Here is a 21,021-nt window from a genome sequence, read left to right as displayed (position 1 = left end):
TCGGGGTCGGTCTACAGGGGGATGTTGCCATGGTGGCCGCGTCCGGCGGGCGCGCTCGCCACCGCTTCGGCGATCCGCCTGCGGGTCTGCGCCGGCTCGATCACCTCGTCCACCACGCCCAGCGCGATGGCCCGCTCGACCCCGCCCGCGATCCGCTCGTGCTCGGCGATCAGGTCCGACCGCAGTGCCGCGCGGTCGGATTCGGCCGCCGCGGCCAGTTTCTTGCGGTGCAGGATGCCGACGGCGGCCTCCGCGCCCATCACCGCGACCTCCGCGGCCGGCCAGGCGAACACCCTCGTCGCGCCGAGCGAGCGCGAGTTCATCGCGATGTACGCGCCGCCGTAGGACTTGCGCGTGATGAGGGTCACCCGCGGCACGGCGGCCTCCGCGAAGGCGTGCAGCAGCTTCGCGCCGCGGCGCACCACCCCGCCCCACTCCTGCCCGACGCCCGGCAGGTAGCCCGGCACGTCCACGATGACCAGCAGCGGCACCCCGAAGCTGTCGCACATCCTGACGAACCGCGACGCCTTCTCGGCCGACAGCGAGTCCAGGCAGCCGCCCTTGCGCAGCGGGTTGTTCGCGAGCACGCCCATTGTGCGGCCGGCGAGCCTGCCCAGGCCGATCACCATGTTGGGCGCCCACTTCGGTTGCAGCTCCTCGAATCCGGTGTCGTCGAGGATCGCGCGCACCAGCGGCCGCACGTCGTAGGCGCGCTTCGGGGACTCCGGCAGCAGCTCGCGCAGTTCGCGATCCTCGCTGACCGAACTCAGGTCGAGCAGACCCGGCCTGCTGAGCAGCTTGGTCACCGCGCGGGCGCGCTCGTAGGCCTGCGCCTCGGTGTCGACCGTCATGTGCGCGACACCGGAGCGGCGGCCGTGGGTGTCGGTGCCGCCGAGGCCCTCCATGTCGATCTGTTCGCCGGTGACGCTGCGCACCACGTCCGGGCCGGTGACGAAGATCCGGCCCGCCTTCGACATGATCACCACGTCGGTGAGCGCGGGCCCGTAGGCCGCGGCGCCCGCGGCCGGGCCGAGCACGACCGAGATCTGCGGCACCCGGCCCGACGCCCGGGTCATCGCGGCGAACATCCGCCCGACGCCGTCCATCGACTCCACGCCGTCGGCGAGCTTGGCGCCGCCGGAGTGCCACAGCCCGATGACCGGCACCCGCAGCCGCACCGCCAGCTCGATCGCGTCGATGATCCGGTCGGCCTCGGCCGCGCCGAGCGAGCCGCCGAGCGTGGTCGCGTCGGTGCAGTAGGCCACCACGGGGGAGCCGCCGATTCGGCCGCGGACAACGGAAACGGCGCACGCACCGCCGTCGTGCGGCGAAACCGGCGAGTCCGGGTCGAGCAACTGCGACAGCCGGTGCGCCGGGTCGCGGAAGTCGGTCTCGGTCGCCGAATGGTCGGCCAGCAGTGTCATGGTCTCCCCAACGTGGTCATGGCCACAGGTCGCGACCATTACAGCGGGGTTCGGCCCGGGCAAACCCTAAGGTTGCGGGTGACTCGATCGGGGCGGCGGTCGCGGCACTAGACTCGCTCGGACATCCCCGCAGACTTCGCTGATGAGGTTCGTTGTGCTGACCATGCAGGACGCGTTGCTCGCGTTGACCAGGTACTGGACCGAGCGCGGCGCCATGGTGGTGCAGCCGTTCAACACCGAGGTCGGCGCGGGCACGCTGAACCCGGCCACCGTGCTGCGGGTGCTCGGCCCCGAGCCGTGGCGGGTCGCCTACGTCGAGCCCAGCGTCCGCCCCGACGACGCCCGCTACGGCGAGAACCCGAACCGGCTGCAGACCCACACCCAGTTCCAGGTGATCCTCAAGCCCGACCCGGGCAACCCGCAGGAGCTTTACCTCGGCAGCCTCGAAGCGCTCGGCATCGACATCCACAGCCACGACATCCGCTTCGTCGAGGACAACTGGGCCTCGCCCGCGCTCGGCGCGTGGGGGCTGGGCTGGGAAGTGTGGCTGGACGGGCTGGAGATCACCCAGTTCACCTACTTCCAGCAGGCGGGCGGCCAGAGCCTGGACCCGGTGTCGGTGGAGATCACCTACGGCGTCGAGCGGATCATGATGGCGCGCCAAGGCGTCGACCACTTCAAGGACATCGCTTACGCGCCAGGCATTTCCTACGGCGAGGCGTTCGGCCAGGCCGAGTACGAGATGAGCCGGTTCTACCTCGACGACGCCGACGTGGACACCCAGCGCAGGCTGTTCGAGGACTACGCCGCCGAGGCCCGCAGGTTGCTCGACGCGCGGCTGCCGGTGCCCGCGCACGTGCACGTGCTCAAGTGCTCGCACACGTTCAACGTGCTCGACGCGCGCGGGGCGGTCAGCACCACCGAGCGGGCGAAAGCGTTTGCCAGGATGCGGGGCCTGGCCCGCGAGGTGGCCGGGCTGTGGTCGGAGCGCCGCGCCGAGCTGGGCCACCCGCTGGGTATCGCCGAGCTGGCCGCGCCCGTCGCCGCGCCCACCGAGTTCGCCGCCGTGGCCGGTGCCCGGACGCTGCTGTTCGAGATCGGCACCGAGGAGCTGCCGCCGCACGAGGTCGGCCGCACCGCCGACGCCGTGCGCCGCGCGCTGACCGACAAGCTGGGTGCCACCCGCTTGGGTCACGGAGAGATCACGACCTACGCCACGCCGCGTCGCGTCGTCGCGCTTGTCGAGGCCGTCGAGCCGACCGAACCCGATGCCGAGCGCACCGTGCGCGGCCCGCGCGCGTCCGCCGCGTTCGACGCCGACGGCGCGCCGACGAAGGCAGCCGCCGGGTTCGCCCGCGGTCAGGGTGTCGACGCCAGTGCGTTGCGCCGCATCGACGTGGACGGCGTGGAGTACGTCGGCGTCACGCGGACCGATGTCGGTCGCGGGGCCGTCGAGGTGCTCAGCGGCATCCTCGGCGAGATCGTCGGCGAGCTGCGGGCCGACAAGAACATGCGCTGGGGCGACCCGAAGCTGTCGTTCACCCGGCCGGTGCGCTGGCTGCTCGCACTGCTCGGGGAGACCACGGTTCCGGTCGCGGTGTCCGCGCTCGCCGCCGGCCGGACCACCCGGGTGCACCGCACGGCCGAGCAGCCGGTGGTCGAGGTCACCTCGGCCGACGGCTACCTGGATTTCCTTGTGGGCCATGGGATCGTCGCCGATCAGGAGCGGCGGCGGGCCGCGATCGTCGCGGCGGCCGAGGAACTGGCCGCGTCGGTCGGCGGGGAGATCGACTTCGCGGGCGAGGCCGCGCTGGTGGACGAGATCACCAACCTGGTGGAGCAACCCAACGCGGTGCTCGGCGGCTTCGCCGAGCGGTATCTGGAGCTGCCCGCGGAGATCCTCACCACCGTGATGCGCAAGCACCAGCGCTACCTGCCGGTGCGGTCGGCGTCCGGCGACCTGCTGCCGCACTTCGTCGCCGTCGCCAACGGCGCGTGTGACCACGACACGGTGCGCGCGGGCAACGCCGCCGTGCTGCGCGCGCGGTACGAGGACGCGAGCTTCTTCTGGCGCGCGGACCTGCAGACCCCGCTCGCGGACATGAAGCGGGGCATCGCCAAACTCGCCTTCGAGGAGCGGCTCGGTTCCGTCGCGCAGCGCGCCGACCGGATCGGCGCGGGCGCCCTGGCGCTCGCGGACGCCGTCGCACTGTCCGAAACGGACACTCTGCGGCGGGCGGCCGAGTTGGCCAAGTTCGACCTCGGCTCGCAGATGGTGATCGAGCTGACCAGCCTGGCGGGCACCATGGCCCGCGAGTACGCCCGGCGCGCGGGTGAGCCGGCGGCGGTCGCGCAGGCGTTGTTCGACATGGAGTTGCCGCGCTCCGGCGGTGGCCCCGTGCCCATCACGGTGTCCGGTGCCCTGCTGGCCCTGGCCGACCGGTTCGACCTGCTGGTCGGCCTGTTCGCGGTGGGCGCCAAGCCGACCGGCAGTTCCGACCCCTTCGGCCTGCGCCGAGCCGCGGCGGGCGTCGTGGCGATTCTTCGCGCACACCCCGATCTGCGCGCCCTCACTGTCCCGTGTGGACTGTCTGTGGCCGCGGACCGCTTGCGCGCCCAGGGTATCGACGTGCCCGATACGGTGCTCGCCGACGTTGCCGAGTTCGTCCTCCGCCGCTTCGAACAACACCTCCTCGACGCGGGCCACCCCCACGACCAGGTCGCCGCCGTCCTGCCGCAGGCCCACGCGCCCGCCGCCGCCGACGAGACCCTGGCCGAGTTGGCGGGTCGGGTGGGCGAGCCCGAGTTCACCGCCCTGGCCGCCGCATTGCAGCGGGTCCGCCGGATCGTGCCCGCGGGCACCGACCCGGGATACGACCCGGCGGTGCTGGTCGAACCCGCGGAAACCGCGCTGCACCAGGCTTTCATCAAGGCCCGCGACACCGCGGGCACCGGCCTCGCCGAGTTCACCGCAGCCGCCGGGGTGCTGACGGCCCCGATCGACACCTTCTTCGACGACATCCTGGTGATGGCCGAGGACCCGAGCGCCCGCGCCGCCCGCCTCGGCCTGCTCGCCGAGATCCGGGACTGGGCCGCGCCCGTGCTCGACTGGCAGGCGCTCGGCGTGAGCCTGTCGGCGTGAGACGCCCGTTCCGCCGGGAGCGACCGGGGGAAAGCAACACCCGGCGGAACGGGACAAATGCGGGGATCGTGTGGCGGAGAGGGCAGGATTCGAACCTGCGTGGGCCGAGGCCCTTCCTGAAACAGGAACCCGATGAACCGCTCCGGGCACCTCTCCCTTGCCTTGCTGGACCAAGTCTGGCAGCCCCGCCTGACGCTTCGATGATGTCGGGCTGACGCCTCAGTTCCGCTGGTAGCGCAGGAGAACAACCCCGTTGCCGAACGTCCGGCACTCGGCGAGGCGAAGCGGGATCTCGGCGTCGCGGAACAGGGGTTTGCCCTGTCCAATGAGGACCGGATGGACGTAGATGCGGAACTCGTCGATCAGGTCGTGACGCAGGAAGGTCGCGGCGAGGTCGGCACCACCGAGCGCCAGATCCCCACCCGGCTCCCCCTTGAGCGCCTCGATCTCCTCGACGTCGACCTCCCGTTTGATGGTGGTGTTCCAGTCGGCCCGGTCCAGGGTCCTGGAGTACACGATCTTGGGCATGTCCCGCCAGATGCCCGCGAACTCGGCCATCGGCCCAGCGTTCGCGGGGTCGGCGTCGGCGGTCGGCCAGAACCCGGCCATCAACTCATGGGTGACGCGCCCGCCCAGGAAGGCGCCCATCGCCCGGAGCTCCTCGTTGAAGTGGCTGTGCAGCTCGTCGTCGACCAGGTGCCAGCCGATCTCCCGGTTCGGCCCCTCGATGAAGCCGTCAATCGACACCGACATCATCAAAATGATCTTCCGCATGACGTTCCTCGCCGAGTCGCCGCGACCTGTCCTGCTGGCGAGTCAAGCACGGAAACGCCCGGCAGGGGTGGTCTGCCGGGCGGGTGGCGGAGAGTGCAGTGGCGGAGAGGGCAGGATTCGAACCTGCGTGGGCCGAGGCCCTTCCTGAAACAGGAACCCGATGAACCGCTCCGGGCACCTCTCCCTTGCCTTGCTGGACCAAGTCTGGCAGCCACCCCTGACACCTCGATGATCTTCTGCTGACGCCTGTCCTGGCTGTAGGCAATCGGTGATTGGGTGTGGAGTTATTCGAATTCGTCCACGAGTGGTTGGCGGCGGGCTTTGGTGGCGTGGTGTCGTTCGGTTCGGTGGCGGATCGAGCGATCCGCTCGACATGTACCAGACCCACGGGAATCGAAACTATCGCGTCGCGCCGACCCGACTTGCCCTCCCTGGCTGATATCGACTCAGACCGGCTACCGTCCTCGTCATGGTCGAACTGTGTGGTGAGCGCACCCGCCTGCGTGAATTCCGGGTCGATGACCTCGATGCGTCCTTGTCGGTGGTTGGCGACGATCGGGTCACCCGATTTCTTTCCTTCGACTCCCTGAGTCGCGAAATCCAGGCCGAACGGCTCGCCGGGGCTATCCAGCGGGCCAGCTTGAATCCGCGAACCGAATTCTATCTCGCGGTCACCGGCCGGGCCGACGATCAACTGATCGGATTCGTGCGCCTGGGGCTCGGTGGAGTGCGGGCCGCGAAGCTCGGCTACGCCATTGCGGCGGACCACTGGGGACACGGCTACGCTACCGACGCCGCACGAACGCTGATCGAGTTCGGATTCGGCGAACTGGGTCTGCACCGCATCAGCGCCGCGATCGGGCCCGACAATGCCGCGTCGATCGCGCTCGTGCGGCGCATCGGATTCACCCGAGAGGGCAGGCTGCGTGATCACGTGCACACCAACGGTGCGTGGCGGGACTCCGAACTTTACTCGATCTTGGCCTCCTGACGCCTCGATGATCATGTCGATCGGTTGATGGTGAGGACGCGTAGCAGGGCGTACACGGCGTCGGCTTCGTCGCGGCTCAACCGGGCGTAGAGTTGTTCGAATTCGTCCATGAGTGGTTTGGCGGTGGGCGTTGGTGGTGTGGTGTCGTTCGGTTCGATGATCACCGCAGGTCACTCCATCGGGCTGGAACTGAACGGCGCAGCGTCTTGCCACTCGATTTTCGTTGGCCGTGTCTGGGTGTCCAAGAATTCGGCGAGAACCTCGAACACCACCTCGACGGGCACTTCGGCGTACGGTGGAATCGCGGTGTCGTGCATACCCGCCAGGTGATAGATCTGCCATTCCGGGTTGGTGCCGCTCGCGGGGACCAGTCTGGTCGTACCGTCGATCCATTCCAGTGCGCCGACTTTGTTGTTGATGCCAAAGGTTAATGTCGGCTGAACTGACGAAAGCAAATCCAGCGGAGTGGCGGAAAGGACCCAAACCCAAGGAATTTCGACGCCCTCGGCATTCAACTCTTGGACTTGCGTCACCAGGTCGAAATCTTCTGGAATCGCGGCCATGTTCAGGAATGGTGTTTCCAGTACGCTCGGTATCAATGAGCTGCCCTGCCTTCGTACGTTCGCTGGAAAGGGTTTCCATGCGCATCCGTGCCCAGTATGGTAAGCGAGCTGCCGGTCGGGATGAAGTTGGCGAGAATGCTGTCGCAGCCTACGCTCGCTCTTGGCTCAGAGCCGCATGGGGCGTGGTTCATGATTATTCGCGCGCGCCGGGCACCTATCTGAACCATGGCCGCAACGGCCTTCATCTCGACATGATTGTATAGCCTGCTGGCGGCTCCGTGTAGTCCGAGAGAGTTGGCCCGCTGGACGACGTCTGCACTCCATGGATCTGTCTTCGTTGCGGATATCGTTCCGAATGCTCGGCCGTCGCATTCGACATGGCCGATCATCGGAGAGTTGCGCTGTCCACGCCGCACCCTTGGTGGTAGGTCGTCGGAGTAGGGCAATGCGTCTTCCGGGTAGCGGTCGCCGTGTTGGTTCTCGACTCCCACCTCTGTGGGAGTCGGCTTGGTCGGGGTGAGTGGTTCGGCTGGTCGGGTACTTTCGCTACCCGACGATTTTCAAACACTGCCGCGCAGTACGTGTTGTGCGGAGGTGTCGAGTCGGTGGCGCAGTGCGTCGAGGCGTCCGCCGAGGGTGTGCACGTCCGCTTGAATTGCCAGGGTTTCGGCGGTGAGTTCTTGGCCGATAGGTCCGCCGACCTGCTGGATGTACTGGGCGACAGTCGACAGGGCGTCGCCTGCGGCTCGGATGTGCTCAACCGGGGTTTGCTGGCTCGCCGCGTTCAGGATTCCGGCCGCTTCTTCGAGGTGTCCTGACATATCACCCGTCCTGTTTGTCGAATTCTGCGGTGCAGGCGTCGAGTTTCCAGCGCAAGACAAGCGCATCCTCCGCCGAGCCCAACGCGCCGATCGCCTGATCGATGCCGTTGACCGCCAGCAGGAGTTGACCACGCGCGGATCTCGCCCGTTCGGACGCGTCGCTGCGGATCCTGAGTGCGTTGGCCATGCTCGTGGCGTGCTGCCACACGTCGGCGAGGTCATTGATCAGTTGGCCACATTCGCGGGCCGCCCGCTTGCACAGCAACGAACTGTCCTCGATTCCGCGATCGACCAGGTATTCGTGGTCGGGGATCCACTCGCCGCATTCCAGATCGGTGTCACACATTCCGGCCACCGACACCCGCGCGGCAGTTCCCATCGCGGACCGCGTGATCACGACCGTCGAGACCCATCAACCAGATCACCGGCACCCGCCCGGCCATCCGCGTACTCACGACCGACCCCGCACGTCACGCGCGATGTCCCGCACGGTCACGCCGAGCGCGAGCACTGCGGTGGCACCGAGAATGATCAATACCCAGGTGGTTCCCATGGCGACCTCTCCTGCTGTGTCGAATGGACGTGATGACCATCGCCAGTTCACCGTGTGCGGCCCGAGGGCATATGCGGGCCGTTTTCGCCCATTTCGGTTCATTTGGCCACCGGGGCCGCTGATGTGCCGCGCGAGCGTTTACCGTGGGTGCGGCACCACGGGAGGGCTGGATGGGGCAGGCGGAACCGCGCACGCGCCTTGAGCAACGCGCTCAGGCTGAGCACTTGTCGATTCGGGACTTCATCCGGCGGTTCCAGGACGTGGCCCTGGAGTGTGGCGAGCAGGCGGCCACGGTGTCGGACAGCCAGGTCAAACGATGGTTTTCCGGAAGGTCAGCCGTACCTCGCTCACAAGCACGGCGGATTCTGGAAAGTTGGTGGGGCGAGTCTGTCGACCGGCTGTTCGGGCCGCCGGACACGACGCAGGCGCCACTGGTCAAGTCGGAGCAGGAGTTGATCATGAGCGCTGGCCGCGAATCCGTGGAACACGCCATCGAGGCGTCGTCCGCGCTGGACCCGTCGGCGCTCGAACACCTGCACGCGGCGGCTCGACACGCGGCGCGCGCCTACTACACCTCGGCCCCGATGGATATGTTGATCGACCTGGTTCGGCTGCGGGACACCGTGTACGAGCAGTTGGACCGCACCCACAAACCCCGCCAACAGGCAGAGTTGTATCTCTTGGCAGGTCAGGTATGCGGCCTGTTGTCGTCGGTGTCGTGGGACCTGGGGTACCCCGACGTCGCCGAAGAGCAGGCGCGGGCGGCCCACACCTACGGCAGCGTGATCGACCATTCCTCACTCTGCGCGTGGGCGCGCGCGTTGCAAGTCACCGGGGCGTTCTGGTCTGGACATCCCCGTCAGGCATCGAACATCGCGGCCACTGCGCTCGACTGTGCCCCGATCGGGACTGCGCGGGCACGGCTGCACGCGGTCCACGCTCGGGCACTCGCCCTGATTGGAGCGCGGGACGAAGTGGTCGCCGCGCTCGATGCGGCATCTGATGAACTCGATCAGGCAGGCGATGATCCGTTCGTCGACGAGATCGGCGGCGAACTCGAATTTGACCGCTCGCGGCGCGCGCTGTGCGCTGGCGCCGCGTTCGTCACCCTTGGCGATGGTGTGCGAGCCGAGATCGAGGCGACAAATGCACTCGAACTATTCGCTCTGGTGCCCAGCGACATCCGGTGGAGTGCGGGCGAGTTGGGGGCGCGGGTCGACTTGGCCGCTGCCCGCACTTTGCGTGGTGACCTCGCCGGAACCGAGGACGCCTTGGCCGAGGTCTTCACCCTCGATCCCGCGCGTCGCACGGAAGCACTCGGCCGCAGACTGTCGTCCCTGGGTCGCATTCTCGGCGCGGCCCGTTTTCGAGGCAGCCCTGAGTCCGTCCGCATCGGCGACGCGATAGCGAACTTCACCGCCCCCACCCACAGCCTTGCTCGCGCAGGTACTCGCACCGTGATCGGTCTCTGACAGCCGATTCACGGCCTGCTGCGCCGACCCGCTTCGCGAGCGTCCCAAGCCGCCAGAATCGCGGCTTCCTTGGCAGGATCAATCCCCTGCTCGGAATTGCGTTCGTGTCGCACTCCGTCATCCTGTGAATGCAGCCAGTTCCACGTGTCGGCGACTGTCGACCGCAACGTCCGTAGCGCCAGACCGTTCGCCCGCGCCCGACCGGAGTCGACCGCCCACACCCCAGGATAGGTGCGCCACAACGGAAGCTCCGTCCACTGCGAAACCCCTTGCGCGACAAGCCATTCCTCGTCGGACACCCACGCGAACTCGGCATCCGACCCCGTGGCGTCCCGGCACGCGGACAGAAACGCTCCCATGGTGTCGACACCGCTCCCGGCCACGTTGAACACACCGGACACCTGTGCCGCGCAGTCCAATGCGAACGCGGCCACGTCCCGCACGTCAACCGGTTGGATCACCCGATCCGGTTGGCCCGGAGCCAGCACACGCCCACCGCGCGCGACCCGACCAAGCCACCACGGCAACCGGCCGACATACTCACGCGGCCCCAGGATCACTCCAGGACGCAAGATTGCCGACCGGTCAGTGCCGAACGTGTCCACAACCGCGCGTTCACAGCCGGACTTCGTGAACCCGTACACCGATGGCCCTGGATCACCGTCATAGCCGAACTCGGCCCCGGCATCCGCCGGACAGTACAGGACCGCCGAATCCTCCGTCAGCGGCTCGACCGGCCACCCTTCGTATACCGACACGGTGGACACGAACACGGCGCGAGCCGCGACTTGTTCGAGCGCCCGCGCGACATTCAGTGTTTCGCGCGGGACGTACCCTGAGGTGTCCAGAACCGCGTCCCACGGACCGGATCGGGCAAGCCGGGAAAGATCATCCTTGCTGGTCCGATCCCCCCGAACCGTGCGGCTGCCCGCGACGTCCTCGCCGCTGTGGCCGCGCCGGAATGTCGTGACCTCCCACCCACGGGCTATGGCACCCTCGACGACGGCGCGACCCAAGAACCACGAACCACCCAGTACCAAGATCTTGACTGTCACCCCGCCATCCTGCCGAACCCGCCGCCATTAGACGACACGAACGGCCCGACAGCGTGGGGGCTGCCGGGCGTTGGTGGCGGAGAGCAGTGGCGGAGAGGGCAGGATTCGAACCTGCGTGGGCCGAGGCCCTTCCTGAAACAGGAACCCGATGAACCGCTCCGGGCACCTCTCCCTTGCCTTGCTGGACCAAGTCTGGCAGCCACCGCTGACGGCGGGCTGATCCGGTGCTGACCCGCACGGAGTTGACCATTGGGGCTGGTCGCCGCCGTCCGGGGTGGACAGTGTGAAGTCCGCTCGTTCGGATGATCCGGTTGGGTGACACATCGGCGCGGTTTCCCGCGATGATTGCTGAGAAGGGCGGTTCGCGAACCGCCGCGTCGATCGTTGAGTGGGGACACAAAATGGGCGACAACCTCGGTGTGCAGCCGCAGTTCGACCCGGCCGACTATCCGCCTGCCGCGTTCAACCTGGGTGGGCAGCCTGCCGGGTTCGAGGCGCCCGCGCGTCCGGTCCCGGCAGGAATCGAGTCCACCAACGCGATCGTGTTGGAGAACCAGCTCCCCGGCGCGCCCGCGAGCCAGTGGGACCTGGCCGGGGAGGGGTCCACCAACATCGAGGGCTTCGCCACGCAGATCAGTGTCAACCGGGGCACCACCGTCCAATTCAAGATCAACACTAACTCCGCCAACTACCGGATCGACATCTACCGGCTGGGCTACTACGCGGGACTCGGCGCCCGGCTCGTGCACACGATGCAGCAGAACGTGGCGACGGTGCAGCCCGCGGCGGGCGGCGACCCGGCGGTCCGACTGCACGACGCGGGGAACTGGCAGGTTTCGGCGTCGTGGGCGGTGCCCGCGAGCGCGGTGTCCGGTGTGTACCTCGCGAAGCTGGTGCGCCAGGACGCGACGGCGGGGGAGAACCACATCCCGTTCATCGTCCGCGACGACGGCGTCCAGCGCGACATCGTCTTCCAGACCGCCGACACCACCTGGCATGCCTACAACGGCTGGGGCGGCCACAATCTCTACGGCGACAGCGCGACCGACACCACCGCGCTGCGCGCCTACAAGGTCAGCTACAACCGCCCGATCGGCACCCGCGACCGAGTCGGCACCTACTCCGGCCCGCAGGACTTCGTGCTCAGCGCGGAGTACGCCGCGATCCGCTGGCTGGAGCGAAACGGCTACGACGTCGCCTACATCGCCGGGGTCGACTCCGGGCCGGGCAACGCGCAGTTGACCAACTACCGGGTGTTCATGTCGACCGGGCACGACGAGTACTGGTCGGGCGACCAGCGGGCGCGCGTCGAGGCGGCGCGCGATGCCGGGGTGCACCTGATCTTCATCAGTGGCAACGAGGTGTACTGGAAGACCCGCTGGGAGCCGGATCTCAACGGTACGCCGAACCGCACCCTGGTCTGCTACAAGGAGACTCGCGCGGGCGAGAAGATCGACCCGAGTCCACAGTGGACCGGAACCTGGCGCGACCCGAGCTTCAGCCCGCCCTCGGACGGCGGGAAGCCGGAGAACGCGCTGACCGGCACCATCTTCCAGGTCGACTCACACCGCCGTGACACCATCAAGGTGCCGTTCTCGTTGTCCCGGCTTCGGTTCTGGCGCAACACTTCTGTCGCGACCATCCTTTCCGGGCAGACGGCATCGCTGGCGGACGGCGCGCTCGGCTACGAGTGGGATGAGTCGCCGGACAACGGGTTCCGGCCCGGCGGGCTGATCCACCTGTCCTCGACCACCGCTACGGTGGAGAACTACCTGCGCGACTACGGCCGCAGCGTCGGCCCGCGCAGCGCCACCCACAAGCTCGCGCTCTACCGGGCGCCGAGCGGGGCGATCGTGTTCGGCGCGGGCACCGTGTTCTGGTCCTTCGGCCTCGACACCGTGCACGACTACTCCGGCAGCGGCCCGGTCATCCCGACCCCGGAGGACCCGATCACCCAGCAGGTGATGGTGAACCTGTTCGCGGACATGGGAGTCCAGCCGCAGACCCTGCAGGTGAACCTGGTGGTCGCGGCCGCGTCGACCGACGTCACGCCGCCCGTGTCCACGATCACCGCGCCCACGACGGGCTCCAGCAGGGTCCAGCAGACGAAGGTGACCATCTCGGGGACGGCGAGCGACACCGCGCCCGGCCGGGTGGCGGCCGTGGAGGTCTCCACCGACGGCGGCACCACCTGGCGCCTGGCCACCGGGACGACGAGCTGGACCTTCGACTGGTGGCCGCAACTCCCCGGGACTTACACGATCAAGTCCCGCGCCGTCGACGACAGCCTCAACCTGCAGACGCCCGTTGCCACTGTGACGATCACGGTCACCCCGTCCGCAGCCGTCACGCTGTTCACCCCCGGCGACGTGCCCGCCACCGTGCTGGGCAACGACCCCAACCCCGTCGAACTCGGGTTCAAGTTCCGCGTCAACACCCCCGGAAGCGTTGCGGGCGTGAAGTTCTACAAGAACCCGCACAATGTCGGCACCCACGTGGCGCACCTGTGGAGCGCGGGCGGGACGCTGCTCGCGACGGCCAACTTCACCGGCGAGACGGCCAGCGGGTGGCAGCAGGCCAACTTCGGCGCCCCGGTGGCGATCACCCCCGGGTCGACCTACATCGCCTCGTACCACACGAATGGCTTCTACTCGATCACGCCCAACTACTACATCAACTCGCGGACCGGCGGGGCGGTGACCGCGCCGACGTCCGCGACCAGCGGCGGCAACGGCGTCTACGCCTACGGCGGGTCCGGCATCTTCCCCGGCGGCAGCTACCTGGCCAGCAACTACTGGGTGGACGTGGTGTTCAACCGCGCGGGCGGCGCGGGCAACCTCGCGCCCACCGCTGGCAACGACGGCGGCTTCGCCACCGGCCAGAACGTTCCGCTCGCCATCCCGGCCGCGTCGCTGCTGGCCAACGACACCGACCCCAACGGCTACCCGCTGTCGATCACCGGGGTCAGCGGCCCGGTCAACGGGACGGTGAGCTACGACGCGGGCACCAAGGTCGTCACGTTCACGCCCACCGCGAACTTCACCGGGCAGGCGGGCTTCGGCTACGCGATCGCCAACGGCTTCGGGGGCGTGGCGGCGGCGACGGTGTCGCTCACCGTCAACCCGCCCGGCCAGATGATCCAGAGCCTGTTCAGCTTCGGCGACACGCCCGCGACGCTCACCGCGAACGACGTGCACCCGGTGCAACTCGGGGTCAAGTTCCAGTCCTCCGTCGCGGGCCAGGTGAAGGGCATCCGGTTCTACAAAGGACCGCAGAACACCAGCGCGCACACCGCGCACCTCTGGAGCGCGACCGGGACCCTGCTGGCGTCGGCGACGTTCGCCGGGGAGACGGCGACCGGCTGGCAGACGGTGAACTTCGCGGCACCGGTCACGATGGCGGCGAACACCACCTACATCGCCTCCTACCACGCGGTCGGCTTCTACTCGGCGACGTCCAACTACTTCGCCACCCCGCGCACCAGCGGAACCCTGACCGCGCCCGCCGGCGCCAACGGCGTCTACACCTACGGCGGCCCGGGCAGCTTCCCGACGTCCACCTTCAACTCGACGAACTACTGGGTGGACGTGATCGTGCAGACCCCGAGTCCGTGAACCCGGATGCGGCAACGCCATTTAGTCCACTGTGGATAGTGGGGGAAAGGGCAGGATTCGACCCCTACTTCGACCGCCGCGCCCGTAGTCCGACGAATACGCCGACGCCGACGATGACCACCGCGCCGCCGATCCACACCCACGCCGGGATGCCCGTGTCTTCGGTGGAAGTCGCGGCGGGCGCCGGGGCGGCGGTTGTAGTGGTCGGAGCCTGCGTGGTCGTGGTCGGCGGCGGGGTAGTGGTCGTCGTGGTGGGGGTGGCTGCGTTGCTGAGGGTGAACGTCACGGTGCCGCTGACCAGGTCTCCGTCGTCGGCGACCACCCGGTAGGTGAGCTTGTACGCACCCGCGGGCCCGGTCGGCCGCACCGGGGCGGTGACCACGGCCGCGGCGACGGTGGCCTTGCCGACCGTCCACAGTGAACCGTCCGGGCCGGTGACGGCGATCGGGTCGGCCGGGAGGGTGACGGCGTCGTTGAAGGTCAGCACGATCTGTGTGGGCGCGGTCGCCAGAGCGGCGCCTTCGGCGGGGTCGCTGCTCTTGAGTTCGGTGTGCGCCAGGGCGGGCGCGGGCGTGGTCGTCAGGGCCGCGGCGGCCAGCAGCAGCGTGGCGGCGAGACGGCGGAGGTTCATCGGGGCGACCCCTTCGTGGTGCGGCTGTCGAAGGCAATGATGCCCGTTCGGCCCACTGTGTTCCTGTTAAGGCGACCATCGACGTGCATCGATGGTTGTTTTCATAGACAAGCGTCGATAGAGTGCGGTCGAACGTCATCGCCGAAGGGAGCGGATCATGCCCGAACTGCCGGTTGTCGTGGTCGGAGCGGGGCCGGTGGGGCTGGCCGCGGCCGCCCATCTCGCGGCCAGGGACCTGCCTGTCGTGGTGCTCGAAGCCGGGGCGGACGCTGGGGCAGCCGTGGCGCGGTGGAACCACGTCCGGCTGTTCTCCACCTGGTCCGAACTGGTCGACCCGGCGGCCGCGCGGCTGCTCGCGCCGACCGGGTGGCGCCAGCCTGCCGCGGATTCCTACCCGACCGGGGCCGAGTGGGTGGACCGCTACCTGCGCCCGCTGGCCGCCGCCCTGGCGCCGCGGGTCCGGTTCGGCGCCCGCGTGGTCGGCCTGGCGCGCCGCGGGCGTGACCGCGTGGTCGACGGGGGCCGCGACACCGAGCCGCTCACCGTGCATGTCCGCACCGCGAGCGGGGACGAGCGGATCACCGCGCGGGCCGTCGTGGACGCCTCGGGCACCTGGGGCACGCCGAACCCGCTCGGCGGCGACGGACTGCCCGCCATCGGCGAACCCGAGGCGGCGGACCGGATCGCCTACCGGGTGCCGGACCTCGCCGATCCCGCCGAGCGGGAAAGGTATGCGAGACAACGGATCGCCGTCGCGGGCAGCGGGCACTCGGCGCTCACCGCCCTCGTCGTGCTCGCCGAACTGGCCGAGGAACACCCGGACACCCGGATCGACTGGCTGCTGCGGCGCGGCGCCGTGGGCACCACCTTCGGCGGCGGCGACGCCGACCAACTCCCCGCGCGCGGCGCCCTGGGACAGCGGGCCATGGCCGCGGCCGCCGCTGGGCACGTGCGGACCGTCACCGGATTCCGCACGGCCAGGGTCGACCGCGAGGACTCCCGACTGGTCCTGGAATCGGTCGACGGGCACCGGCTCGACCCGGTCGACGAGGTGGTGGTGCTCACCGGCTTCCGGCCGGACTTGGCCTGGCTGTCGGAAATCCGCCTCGACCTCGACCCGGTGCTGCAGGCCCCGCGCGGACTCGCGCCGCTGATCGACCCCAACGTCCACTCGTGCGGCACGGTCTACCCGCACGGGGTCGCCGAGCTGGCCCAGCCGGAGCCGGGGGTATACCTGGTGGGGATGAAGAGCTACGGCCGCGCGCCCACCTTCCTCGCGCTCACCGGATACGAGCAGGTCCGCTCGGTGGCGGCGGCCATCGCGGGCGACCACGAGGCCGCCGCCCGGGTGGAGTTGGTGCTGCCCGAGACCGGCGTGTGCGGCGGCGCGGGCCTGTTCGACGAACCCGCCGACGACGCGGGCGGCTGCTGCGCGGCGCCCGTCGACAGCGCGCTGACCCGCGCGTGACCGAAGTCCTCGACCGGCCCGGCGCGCTCACCGGCGCCGGGCTGCGTCGAGTGCTGATCGTCTTGTGCGCCACCGAGATCACGAGCTGGGGCGTGCTGTTCTACGCCTTCACCGTGCTGGCGCCCGCGATCACCGCCGACACCGGCTGGTCGGCGGGCACCGTCACCGCCGCGTTCTCGCTGAGCCAGGTCGTGGCCGCGCTGGTCGGCATCCCGGTCGGCCGCGTGCTCGACCGGCGCGGCCCGCGCGCGGTGATGACCGCGGGCTCCGTGCTCGCGGTGCCCGCGCTGCTCGGGATCGCTTGGGCGCCAACGGTTCTGTGGTTCTTCGCAGCCTGGACACTGGCGGGTGTCGCGATGGCCGGGGTGCTCTACCAACCCGCGTTCGCGGCCCTCACCGGCTGGTTCGGCGCCGGGCGCGTGCGGGCACTGACCACGCTGACCCTCGTCGCCGGGCTCGCCAGCACGGTGTTCGCCCCGCTCACCGCGGTGATCGCGTCCCAAGTGGACTGGCGGACCACGTACACGGTGCTCGCCTGCGTGCTCGCCGTGGTCACCATTCCCGCGCACGCGGTCGGTTTGCGCGGTTCGTGGCCTGGCACGGTGACCGAGCACGGCCGACCGGCGCCGCGCACGGTGACCAGGAGCGCCCGGTTCGTGCTGCTCGCGGTCGTGTTCAGCATGAGCGCGATCACGATCCACGCCGCGCTCGTCGCGCTCGTGCCGCTGCTGGTCGACCGCGGGCTGTCCCTCGGCACCGCGGCCGTCGCCCTTGGCCTCGGCGGCGTCGGGCAGGTCTGCGGGCGGCTCGGCCATCGCAGGCTCGCCTTGGCCACGACGGTGCGTTCCCGCACCGCGTTCGTGCTGCTGGCGGTGGCGGTCGCGACCGGTCTGCTCGCCGCCGTCCCGGGCCCGGCGGCGGCGCTGATCGCCGTGTCGTTCGGACTCGGCATGGCCCGGGGGATCTTCACGCTCGTCCAGGCCACGGCGGTGACCGACCGCTGGGGCGCCGCCCACTACGGCACGCTGAGCGGCGTCCTGTTCGCCCCGGTGCTGCTCGTTTCCGCCGTGGCGCCCTGGGTCGGCAGCGCCCTCAGCGACGTGCTCGGCGGCTACCCGGCGGTGTTCGCCGTCCTCGCCGCGATCGGTGCCGTGGCCGCCGCGCTGTCGACACTGACGGTCCCGAATGTCCGCAATAGACAGTGACTGCGTGTTCCATCACGCCGGCGTGCAGTGCAGGCACGGGCGGTATCCCGCACTGGCGGCGGCGGCCATGGTGCGGAACCCCCGCCGGTGGTCCGCGCCGATTCGCCTGGCGTGCGCGCAGGTCGGGAAGCAGACGATCCGGGTGGTGGTGCTGCCGAGGTAGAACACCTTGCCCCGGGCCAACTCCAGCACCTCGTCCACATTGGACTCCTCGACCCGCAGCAGGCGTTCCTTGACCTCGCCGCCGAAGACGTACTGGCCCAACTGGCCGTCCGAGCGCACCACCCGGTGGCACGGGATCAGCACCGGCACCGGGTTGTTGCCCAGCGCCGTGCCCACCGCGCGGACCGCCTTCGGCCTGCCGATCTCGCGGGCCACCCAACCGTACGGCCGGGTCTGACCGGCCGGGATGCGCCGGGTGGCGGCCAACACGTCGCGCTCGAACGGGGTCAGGTGCCGCAGGTCGAACCGCAGGCCGCTCGCCCGGCCGCGCAGCGCGGGCAGCAGCCCGGCCGGCGCCCGGTCGGCGCGGCGCAGCGGCCTGCCGAACTCGCGGCGGAACGATTCGCCGAACTCGCCGTCGTCGCCGTGCACCGCGTCGGCGGTGCGCAGGTAGCTGACGCCCTCGTCGGTGAACGCCACGTACACGTCGCCGACCGGGCCCGGCACCCGGGTCCAGTTGCTGAACACCCGGCTCAGCAGATCCCGCGCGGGCGCGGCGGCGAGCCCGCCGAGCGCGTCCACCACTGGGTCGTTGACCATCATCGTTGTTCCCTCCTCGACACGGCCACCGGCTCGGCGAGCCGCGGGCCGTACAGTTCGCGTAGCCCGCGAAGGCCCCGCGAGACGTGTGATTTGACAGTTCCCTCCGGGATTCGCAGGATCGCGGCGATCTCGGCCACCGGCAGCCCGACCACGTGCCGCAGCACGACGGCCTCCCGCTGGCGCTCCGGCAGCCGCGCCACCAGGGCGCCCAACTCCCGGCCGGTTTCCCCGCGCACCACCAGTTCCTCGACGCCCGGGGCCGTGGTCGCCGGTTCGGGCAGGTCGGCCATCGACGTCTGCGCGGGCCGCCTGCTCGCCGTCCGCACGCTGTTGCGCCAGGTGTTGAGCAGGATCGTGAGCAGCCACGACCTCGGCCGCAGCGCCCGGATCCGCTCCGGCCCGTACCCGCGCAGCGCGCGGTAGGCCAGCAGGAACGACTCGGCGGCCAGGTCCTCGGCCTCGACCGGAACGCCGCTGACCCGCAGTGCCACCGAATACACGATCCGCTGGTAGGCGCGGACCAGGTCGGCGAACCCCGCGTCGAGGTCGTCGGCGAGCGCGGCGAGCAGGGCGTCGGTCGCCTCGGTCTCGCTCGTGGTGTCAGCCATGCCCTACTGAACACCGCGGGGCGGTTTCGGTTGCGGCGGACTCGCGGGCGGCGGTGCCAGACTGGGGGCGAGAGGAGTTCACATGGCTGATCTCACTCGGCGCCGGTTCCTGGTGGGCGGGACCGCGGCCGCGGGCGGGCTCGCGCTCGCCGGGTGCACCACCGCCGCCGCCCCGGCCGAGTTGCCGCCGTTCGACCCGGGCGACTGGGCGTCGGTGCGGGCGCAGTTCCCGCTGTCGCGGGAGGTTCGGCAGTTCTCCGCCTACGTGCTCGCCACGCACCCGCGGCCGGTGGCCGACGCCATCGCGCGGCACCGGGCCGAGTTGGACAAGGACACGCACGCCTACCTCGGGGTGCAGGCGGGTGCGGAGGACGCCGTGCGGGCCGCGGCGGCGCAGTATCTCGGCGGTCGCGCGAGCGACATCGCGCTGACCGACAGCACCACCATGGGCCTGGGCCTGCTCTACGCGGGCCTGCGGCTCACGCCCGGCCAGCAGGTGCTCACCACCGAGCACGACTTCTTCTCCACCCACCAGGCGCTGCGGATGCGCGGTGCGGACGTGCGGCGCGTGCGGCTCTACGACGACCCGGCGGCGGCGTCGGCCGAGGAGATCGTGGCGCGACTGCGCGCCGGGCTCACCCCGGCCACCCGGGTCGTCGCGATCACCTGGGTGCACTCGGTGACCGGCGTGAAGCTGCCGGTCCGGGCCATCGCCGACGCGATCGCCGCGCACAACGCGCCGCTCGCGCCCGCCGACCGCGCGCTGCTGTGTGTCGACGCGGTGCACGCGCTCGGCGTCGAGGTCGCCACCGCCGCGGACCTCGGCTGCGACTTCCTCGTGTCCGGCACGCACAAATGGCTGTTCGGCCCGCGCGGCACCGGCATCGTCTGGGCGCGGGAAGGCGCCTGGGCGGCGGCCGATCCGGTGCTGCCCTCGTTCAGCGGCCCGGCCTTCGGCGAGTGGCTCAACGACGCCCCGCCCCCACCCACCACCGGCGAGCTGTTCACCCCCGGCGGCTACCACTCGTTCGAGCACCGCTGGGCCGTGGCCGACGCGTTCGCGTTCCACCGCGCGATCGGCCGCGACCGGGTGGCCGCCCGCACGCGCGAGCAGGTCGACCGGCTGCGGGCTGGACTGGCTGACCTGCGACAGATTCGCGTGCGCACGCCTGCTGCCCCGGAACTGTCCGCCGGGCTGGTGTGCTTCGACGTCGATGGCGCCACCCCGGACGCCGTGGTCGCCCGGCTGCACGCGAAGGGCATCGCGGCCACCGTCACCCCGTACCGGGAGCGGCACGTGCGGGTCGGCCCGAGCATCGCCACCGCCGACGACGACGTCGACGCGCTGCTCGACGTGCTGCGGGAATGATCGTTGCCGAGCTTGTCCGCCGCGCCGCCGGTCCACTATGGTCTGCTGCGTTGGAGCTGTTTGGAATTGGGCAGATGCGGTGGTGGGAATAGTGACAACGGGTACCGTGGTGAAGTTCGACCACATTCGCGGATACGGCTTCGTGGCGAACGAATCGGGCGGCGAGGACGTTTTCCTGCACGTCAACGACATCGACTTCGACAAGCACCTGATCGCGCCCGGCGCGATCGTCGAATTCCAGGTCGAGGACAGCCTGCGGGGACCCAAGGCGTTCGGGGTGAGCCTGGTGCGCGCCGCCGAGCCGTCCGCCGCCCCGGTGGCGCACCGCTCCGCGCAGAGTTCCGCCTCCGGCGACGACGACGGCCTCTGCGACTGTCTGTCCACACAGGAATTCCTGGCCGAGGTCACCGAGGTGCTGCTGACCGCGGCGCCCAGCGCGTCCGCCGCGCAGATCGTGGCCATCCGCCAGAGCCTGGTGAAATTCGCGGAATCGCACGGCTGGCTCGGCGACTGACGGGTCGGCCCGCGGTCTCTCGCAGCCCTGGGCGCAGCCGCGGCTGGGGCAG

The 21,021-nt window shown here is 69.9% G+C and carries 19 protein-coding genes and 3 tRNA genes; 8 read left to right on the top strand and 14 right to left on the bottom strand.

Annotated features, from left to right (window positions below; genetic code table 11):
- Positions 1–11: 11 nt before the first annotated feature.
- On the bottom strand, positions 12–1,424 hold the full coding sequence (locus ACT4N7_RS06500) for an acyl-CoA carboxylase subunit beta (protein ID WP_444827671.1): 1,413 nt from the start codon (positions 1,422–1,424) through the stop codon (positions 12–14).
- Between the two features lie 142 nt (positions 1,425–1,566).
- On the opposite strand from ACT4N7_RS06500, the gene ACT4N7_RS06495 reads away from it, so the two are divergent.
- Positions 1,567–4,566, top strand: a complete 3,000-nt coding sequence (locus ACT4N7_RS06495) for a glycine--tRNA ligase (RefSeq protein ID WP_444827670.1) — start codon at positions 1,567–1,569, stop codon at positions 4,564–4,566.
- 71 nt (positions 4,567–4,637) lie between these two features.
- Here ACT4N7_RS06495 and ACT4N7_RS06490 read toward each other — a convergent pair.
- The 3 genes from ACT4N7_RS06490 to ACT4N7_RS06480 form a co-directional block, all read right to left on the bottom strand.
- Positions 4,638–4,722, bottom strand: a tRNA-OTHER gene (locus ACT4N7_RS06490).
- A 63-nt stretch (positions 4,723–4,785) separates the two neighbouring features.
- On the bottom strand, positions 4,786–5,340 hold the full coding sequence (locus tag ACT4N7_RS06485; RefSeq protein WP_444827669.1) for a dihydrofolate reductase family protein: 555 nt from the start codon (positions 5,338–5,340) through the stop codon (positions 4,786–4,788).
- A 99-nt stretch (positions 5,341–5,439) separates the two neighbouring features.
- Positions 5,440–5,524 (bottom strand) — tRNA-OTHER (locus ACT4N7_RS06480).
- A 285-nt stretch (positions 5,525–5,809) separates the two neighbouring features.
- Here ACT4N7_RS06480 and ACT4N7_RS06475 point away from each other — a divergent pair.
- Positions 5,810–6,331, top strand: coding sequence for a GNAT family N-acetyltransferase (locus ACT4N7_RS06475; RefSeq protein ID WP_444827668.1), 522 nt, complete (start codon positions 5,810–5,812; stop codon positions 6,329–6,331).
- Between the two features lie 11 nt (positions 6,332–6,342).
- On the opposite strand, the gene ACT4N7_RS06470 is transcribed toward ACT4N7_RS06475, so the two are convergent.
- The 5 genes from ACT4N7_RS06470 to ACT4N7_RS06450 all read right to left on the bottom strand — a co-directional run bounded on the left by ACT4N7_RS06470 (position 6,343) and on the right by ACT4N7_RS06450 (position 8,094).
- Positions 6,343–6,495, bottom strand: a complete 153-nt coding sequence (locus tag ACT4N7_RS06470; protein ID WP_444827667.1) for a hypothetical protein — start codon at positions 6,493–6,495, stop codon at positions 6,343–6,345.
- A gap of 6 nt (positions 6,496–6,501) precedes the next feature.
- Positions 6,502–6,894, bottom strand: a complete 393-nt coding sequence (locus ACT4N7_RS06465; protein WP_444827666.1) for an Imm1 family immunity protein — start codon at positions 6,892–6,894, stop codon at positions 6,502–6,504.
- Between the two features lie 32 nt (positions 6,895–6,926).
- A complete protein-coding gene (locus ACT4N7_RS06460; RefSeq protein ID WP_444827703.1) occupies positions 6,927–7,283 on the bottom strand; it encodes a DddA-like double-stranded DNA deaminase toxin in 357 nt (118 codons plus the stop codon).
- A gap of 171 nt (positions 7,284–7,454) precedes the next feature.
- Positions 7,455–7,715 (bottom strand): hypothetical protein, encoded by a 261-nt coding sequence (locus ACT4N7_RS06455; RefSeq protein WP_444827665.1) that lies wholly within the window; start codon positions 7,713–7,715, stop codon positions 7,455–7,457.
- A 1-nt stretch (position 7,716) separates the two neighbouring features.
- Positions 7,717–8,094: a hypothetical protein gene (locus tag ACT4N7_RS06450; protein ID WP_444827664.1), complete on the bottom strand. Its 378-nt coding sequence runs from the start codon at positions 8,092–8,094 to the stop codon at positions 7,717–7,719.
- Positions 8,095–8,438: 344 nt separating this feature from the next.
- Between ACT4N7_RS06450 and ACT4N7_RS06445 the strand changes: the two genes are divergently transcribed.
- Positions 8,439–9,740 (top strand): hypothetical protein, encoded by a 1,302-nt coding sequence (locus tag ACT4N7_RS06445; protein WP_444827663.1) that lies wholly within the window; start codon positions 8,439–8,441, stop codon positions 9,738–9,740.
- 8 nt (positions 9,741–9,748) lie between these two features.
- On the opposite strand, the gene ACT4N7_RS06440 is transcribed toward ACT4N7_RS06445, so the two are convergent.
- Positions 9,749–10,795, bottom strand: a complete 1,047-nt coding sequence (locus tag ACT4N7_RS06440; protein WP_444827662.1) for an NAD-dependent epimerase/dehydratase family protein — start codon at positions 10,793–10,795, stop codon at positions 9,749–9,751.
- 87 nt (positions 10,796–10,882) lie between these two features.
- Positions 10,883–10,967, bottom strand: a tRNA-OTHER gene (locus ACT4N7_RS06435).
- A gap of 229 nt (positions 10,968–11,196) precedes the next feature.
- Between ACT4N7_RS06435 and ACT4N7_RS06430 the strand changes: the two genes are divergently transcribed.
- Positions 11,197–14,409, top strand: a complete 3,213-nt coding sequence (locus ACT4N7_RS06430; protein WP_444827661.1) for a N,N-dimethylformamidase beta subunit family domain-containing protein — start codon at positions 11,197–11,199, stop codon at positions 14,407–14,409.
- Between the two features lie 64 nt (positions 14,410–14,473).
- Here the strand turns inward: ACT4N7_RS06430 and ACT4N7_RS06425 are convergent, their stop codons facing one another.
- Entirely contained in the window at positions 14,474–15,040 is a 567-nt protein-coding gene (locus ACT4N7_RS06425) for a copper resistance CopC family protein (protein WP_444827660.1), read from the bottom strand.
- 157 nt (positions 15,041–15,197) lie between these two features.
- Here ACT4N7_RS06425 and ACT4N7_RS06420 point away from each other — a divergent pair, with 157 nt between their 5' ends.
- Together ACT4N7_RS06420 and ACT4N7_RS06415 are read left to right on the top strand one after the other, a co-directional pair.
- Positions 15,198–16,508 (top strand): NAD(P)-binding domain-containing protein, encoded by a 1,311-nt coding sequence (locus ACT4N7_RS06420; RefSeq protein ID WP_444827659.1) that lies wholly within the window; start codon positions 15,198–15,200, stop codon positions 16,506–16,508.
- Entirely contained in the window at positions 16,505–17,713 is a 1,209-nt protein-coding gene (locus ACT4N7_RS06415) for an MFS transporter (RefSeq protein WP_444827658.1), read from the top strand. The genes ACT4N7_RS06420 and ACT4N7_RS06415 overlap by 4 nt, the downstream gene beginning before the upstream one ends.
- Positions 17,714–17,725: 12 nt before the next feature.
- Here ACT4N7_RS06415 and ACT4N7_RS06410 read toward each other — a convergent pair whose 3' ends face one another.
- Positions 17,726–18,478, bottom strand: coding sequence for a methylated-DNA--[protein]-cysteine S-methyltransferase (locus ACT4N7_RS06410; RefSeq protein WP_444827657.1), 753 nt, complete (start codon positions 18,476–18,478; stop codon positions 17,726–17,728).
- Positions 18,475–19,086, bottom strand: a complete 612-nt coding sequence (locus tag ACT4N7_RS06405; protein WP_444827656.1) for an RNA polymerase sigma factor — start codon at positions 19,084–19,086, stop codon at positions 18,475–18,477. Before ACT4N7_RS06405 ends, ACT4N7_RS06410 begins: the two co-directional genes overlap by 4 nt.
- 82 nt (positions 19,087–19,168) lie before the next feature.
- Here ACT4N7_RS06405 and ACT4N7_RS06400 point away from each other — a divergent pair, with 82 nt between their 5' ends.
- Together ACT4N7_RS06400 and ACT4N7_RS06395 are read left to right on the top strand one after the other, a co-directional pair.
- Positions 19,169–20,455 carry an aminotransferase class V-fold PLP-dependent enzyme gene (locus ACT4N7_RS06400; protein ID WP_444827655.1) on the top strand — a complete coding sequence of 429 codons (1,287 nt, stop codon included), beginning with the start codon at positions 19,169–19,171 and terminating at the stop codon, positions 20,453–20,455.
- A gap of 91 nt (positions 20,456–20,546) precedes the next feature.
- The gene (locus ACT4N7_RS06395; protein ID WP_444827654.1) at positions 20,547–20,969 is read left to right on the top strand and encodes a cold-shock protein; all 423 of its coding nucleotides are present in this window, start codon (positions 20,547–20,549) and stop codon (positions 20,967–20,969) included.
- Positions 20,970–21,021: the final 52 nt, after the last annotated feature.

It is taken from the genome of Actinokineospora sp. (assembly GCF_052390155.1).
Classification (GTDB): Bacteria; Actinomycetota; Actinomycetes; order Mycobacteriales; family Pseudonocardiaceae; genus Actinokineospora.
This window is presented reverse-complemented; position numbering and strand designations above follow the sequence as displayed.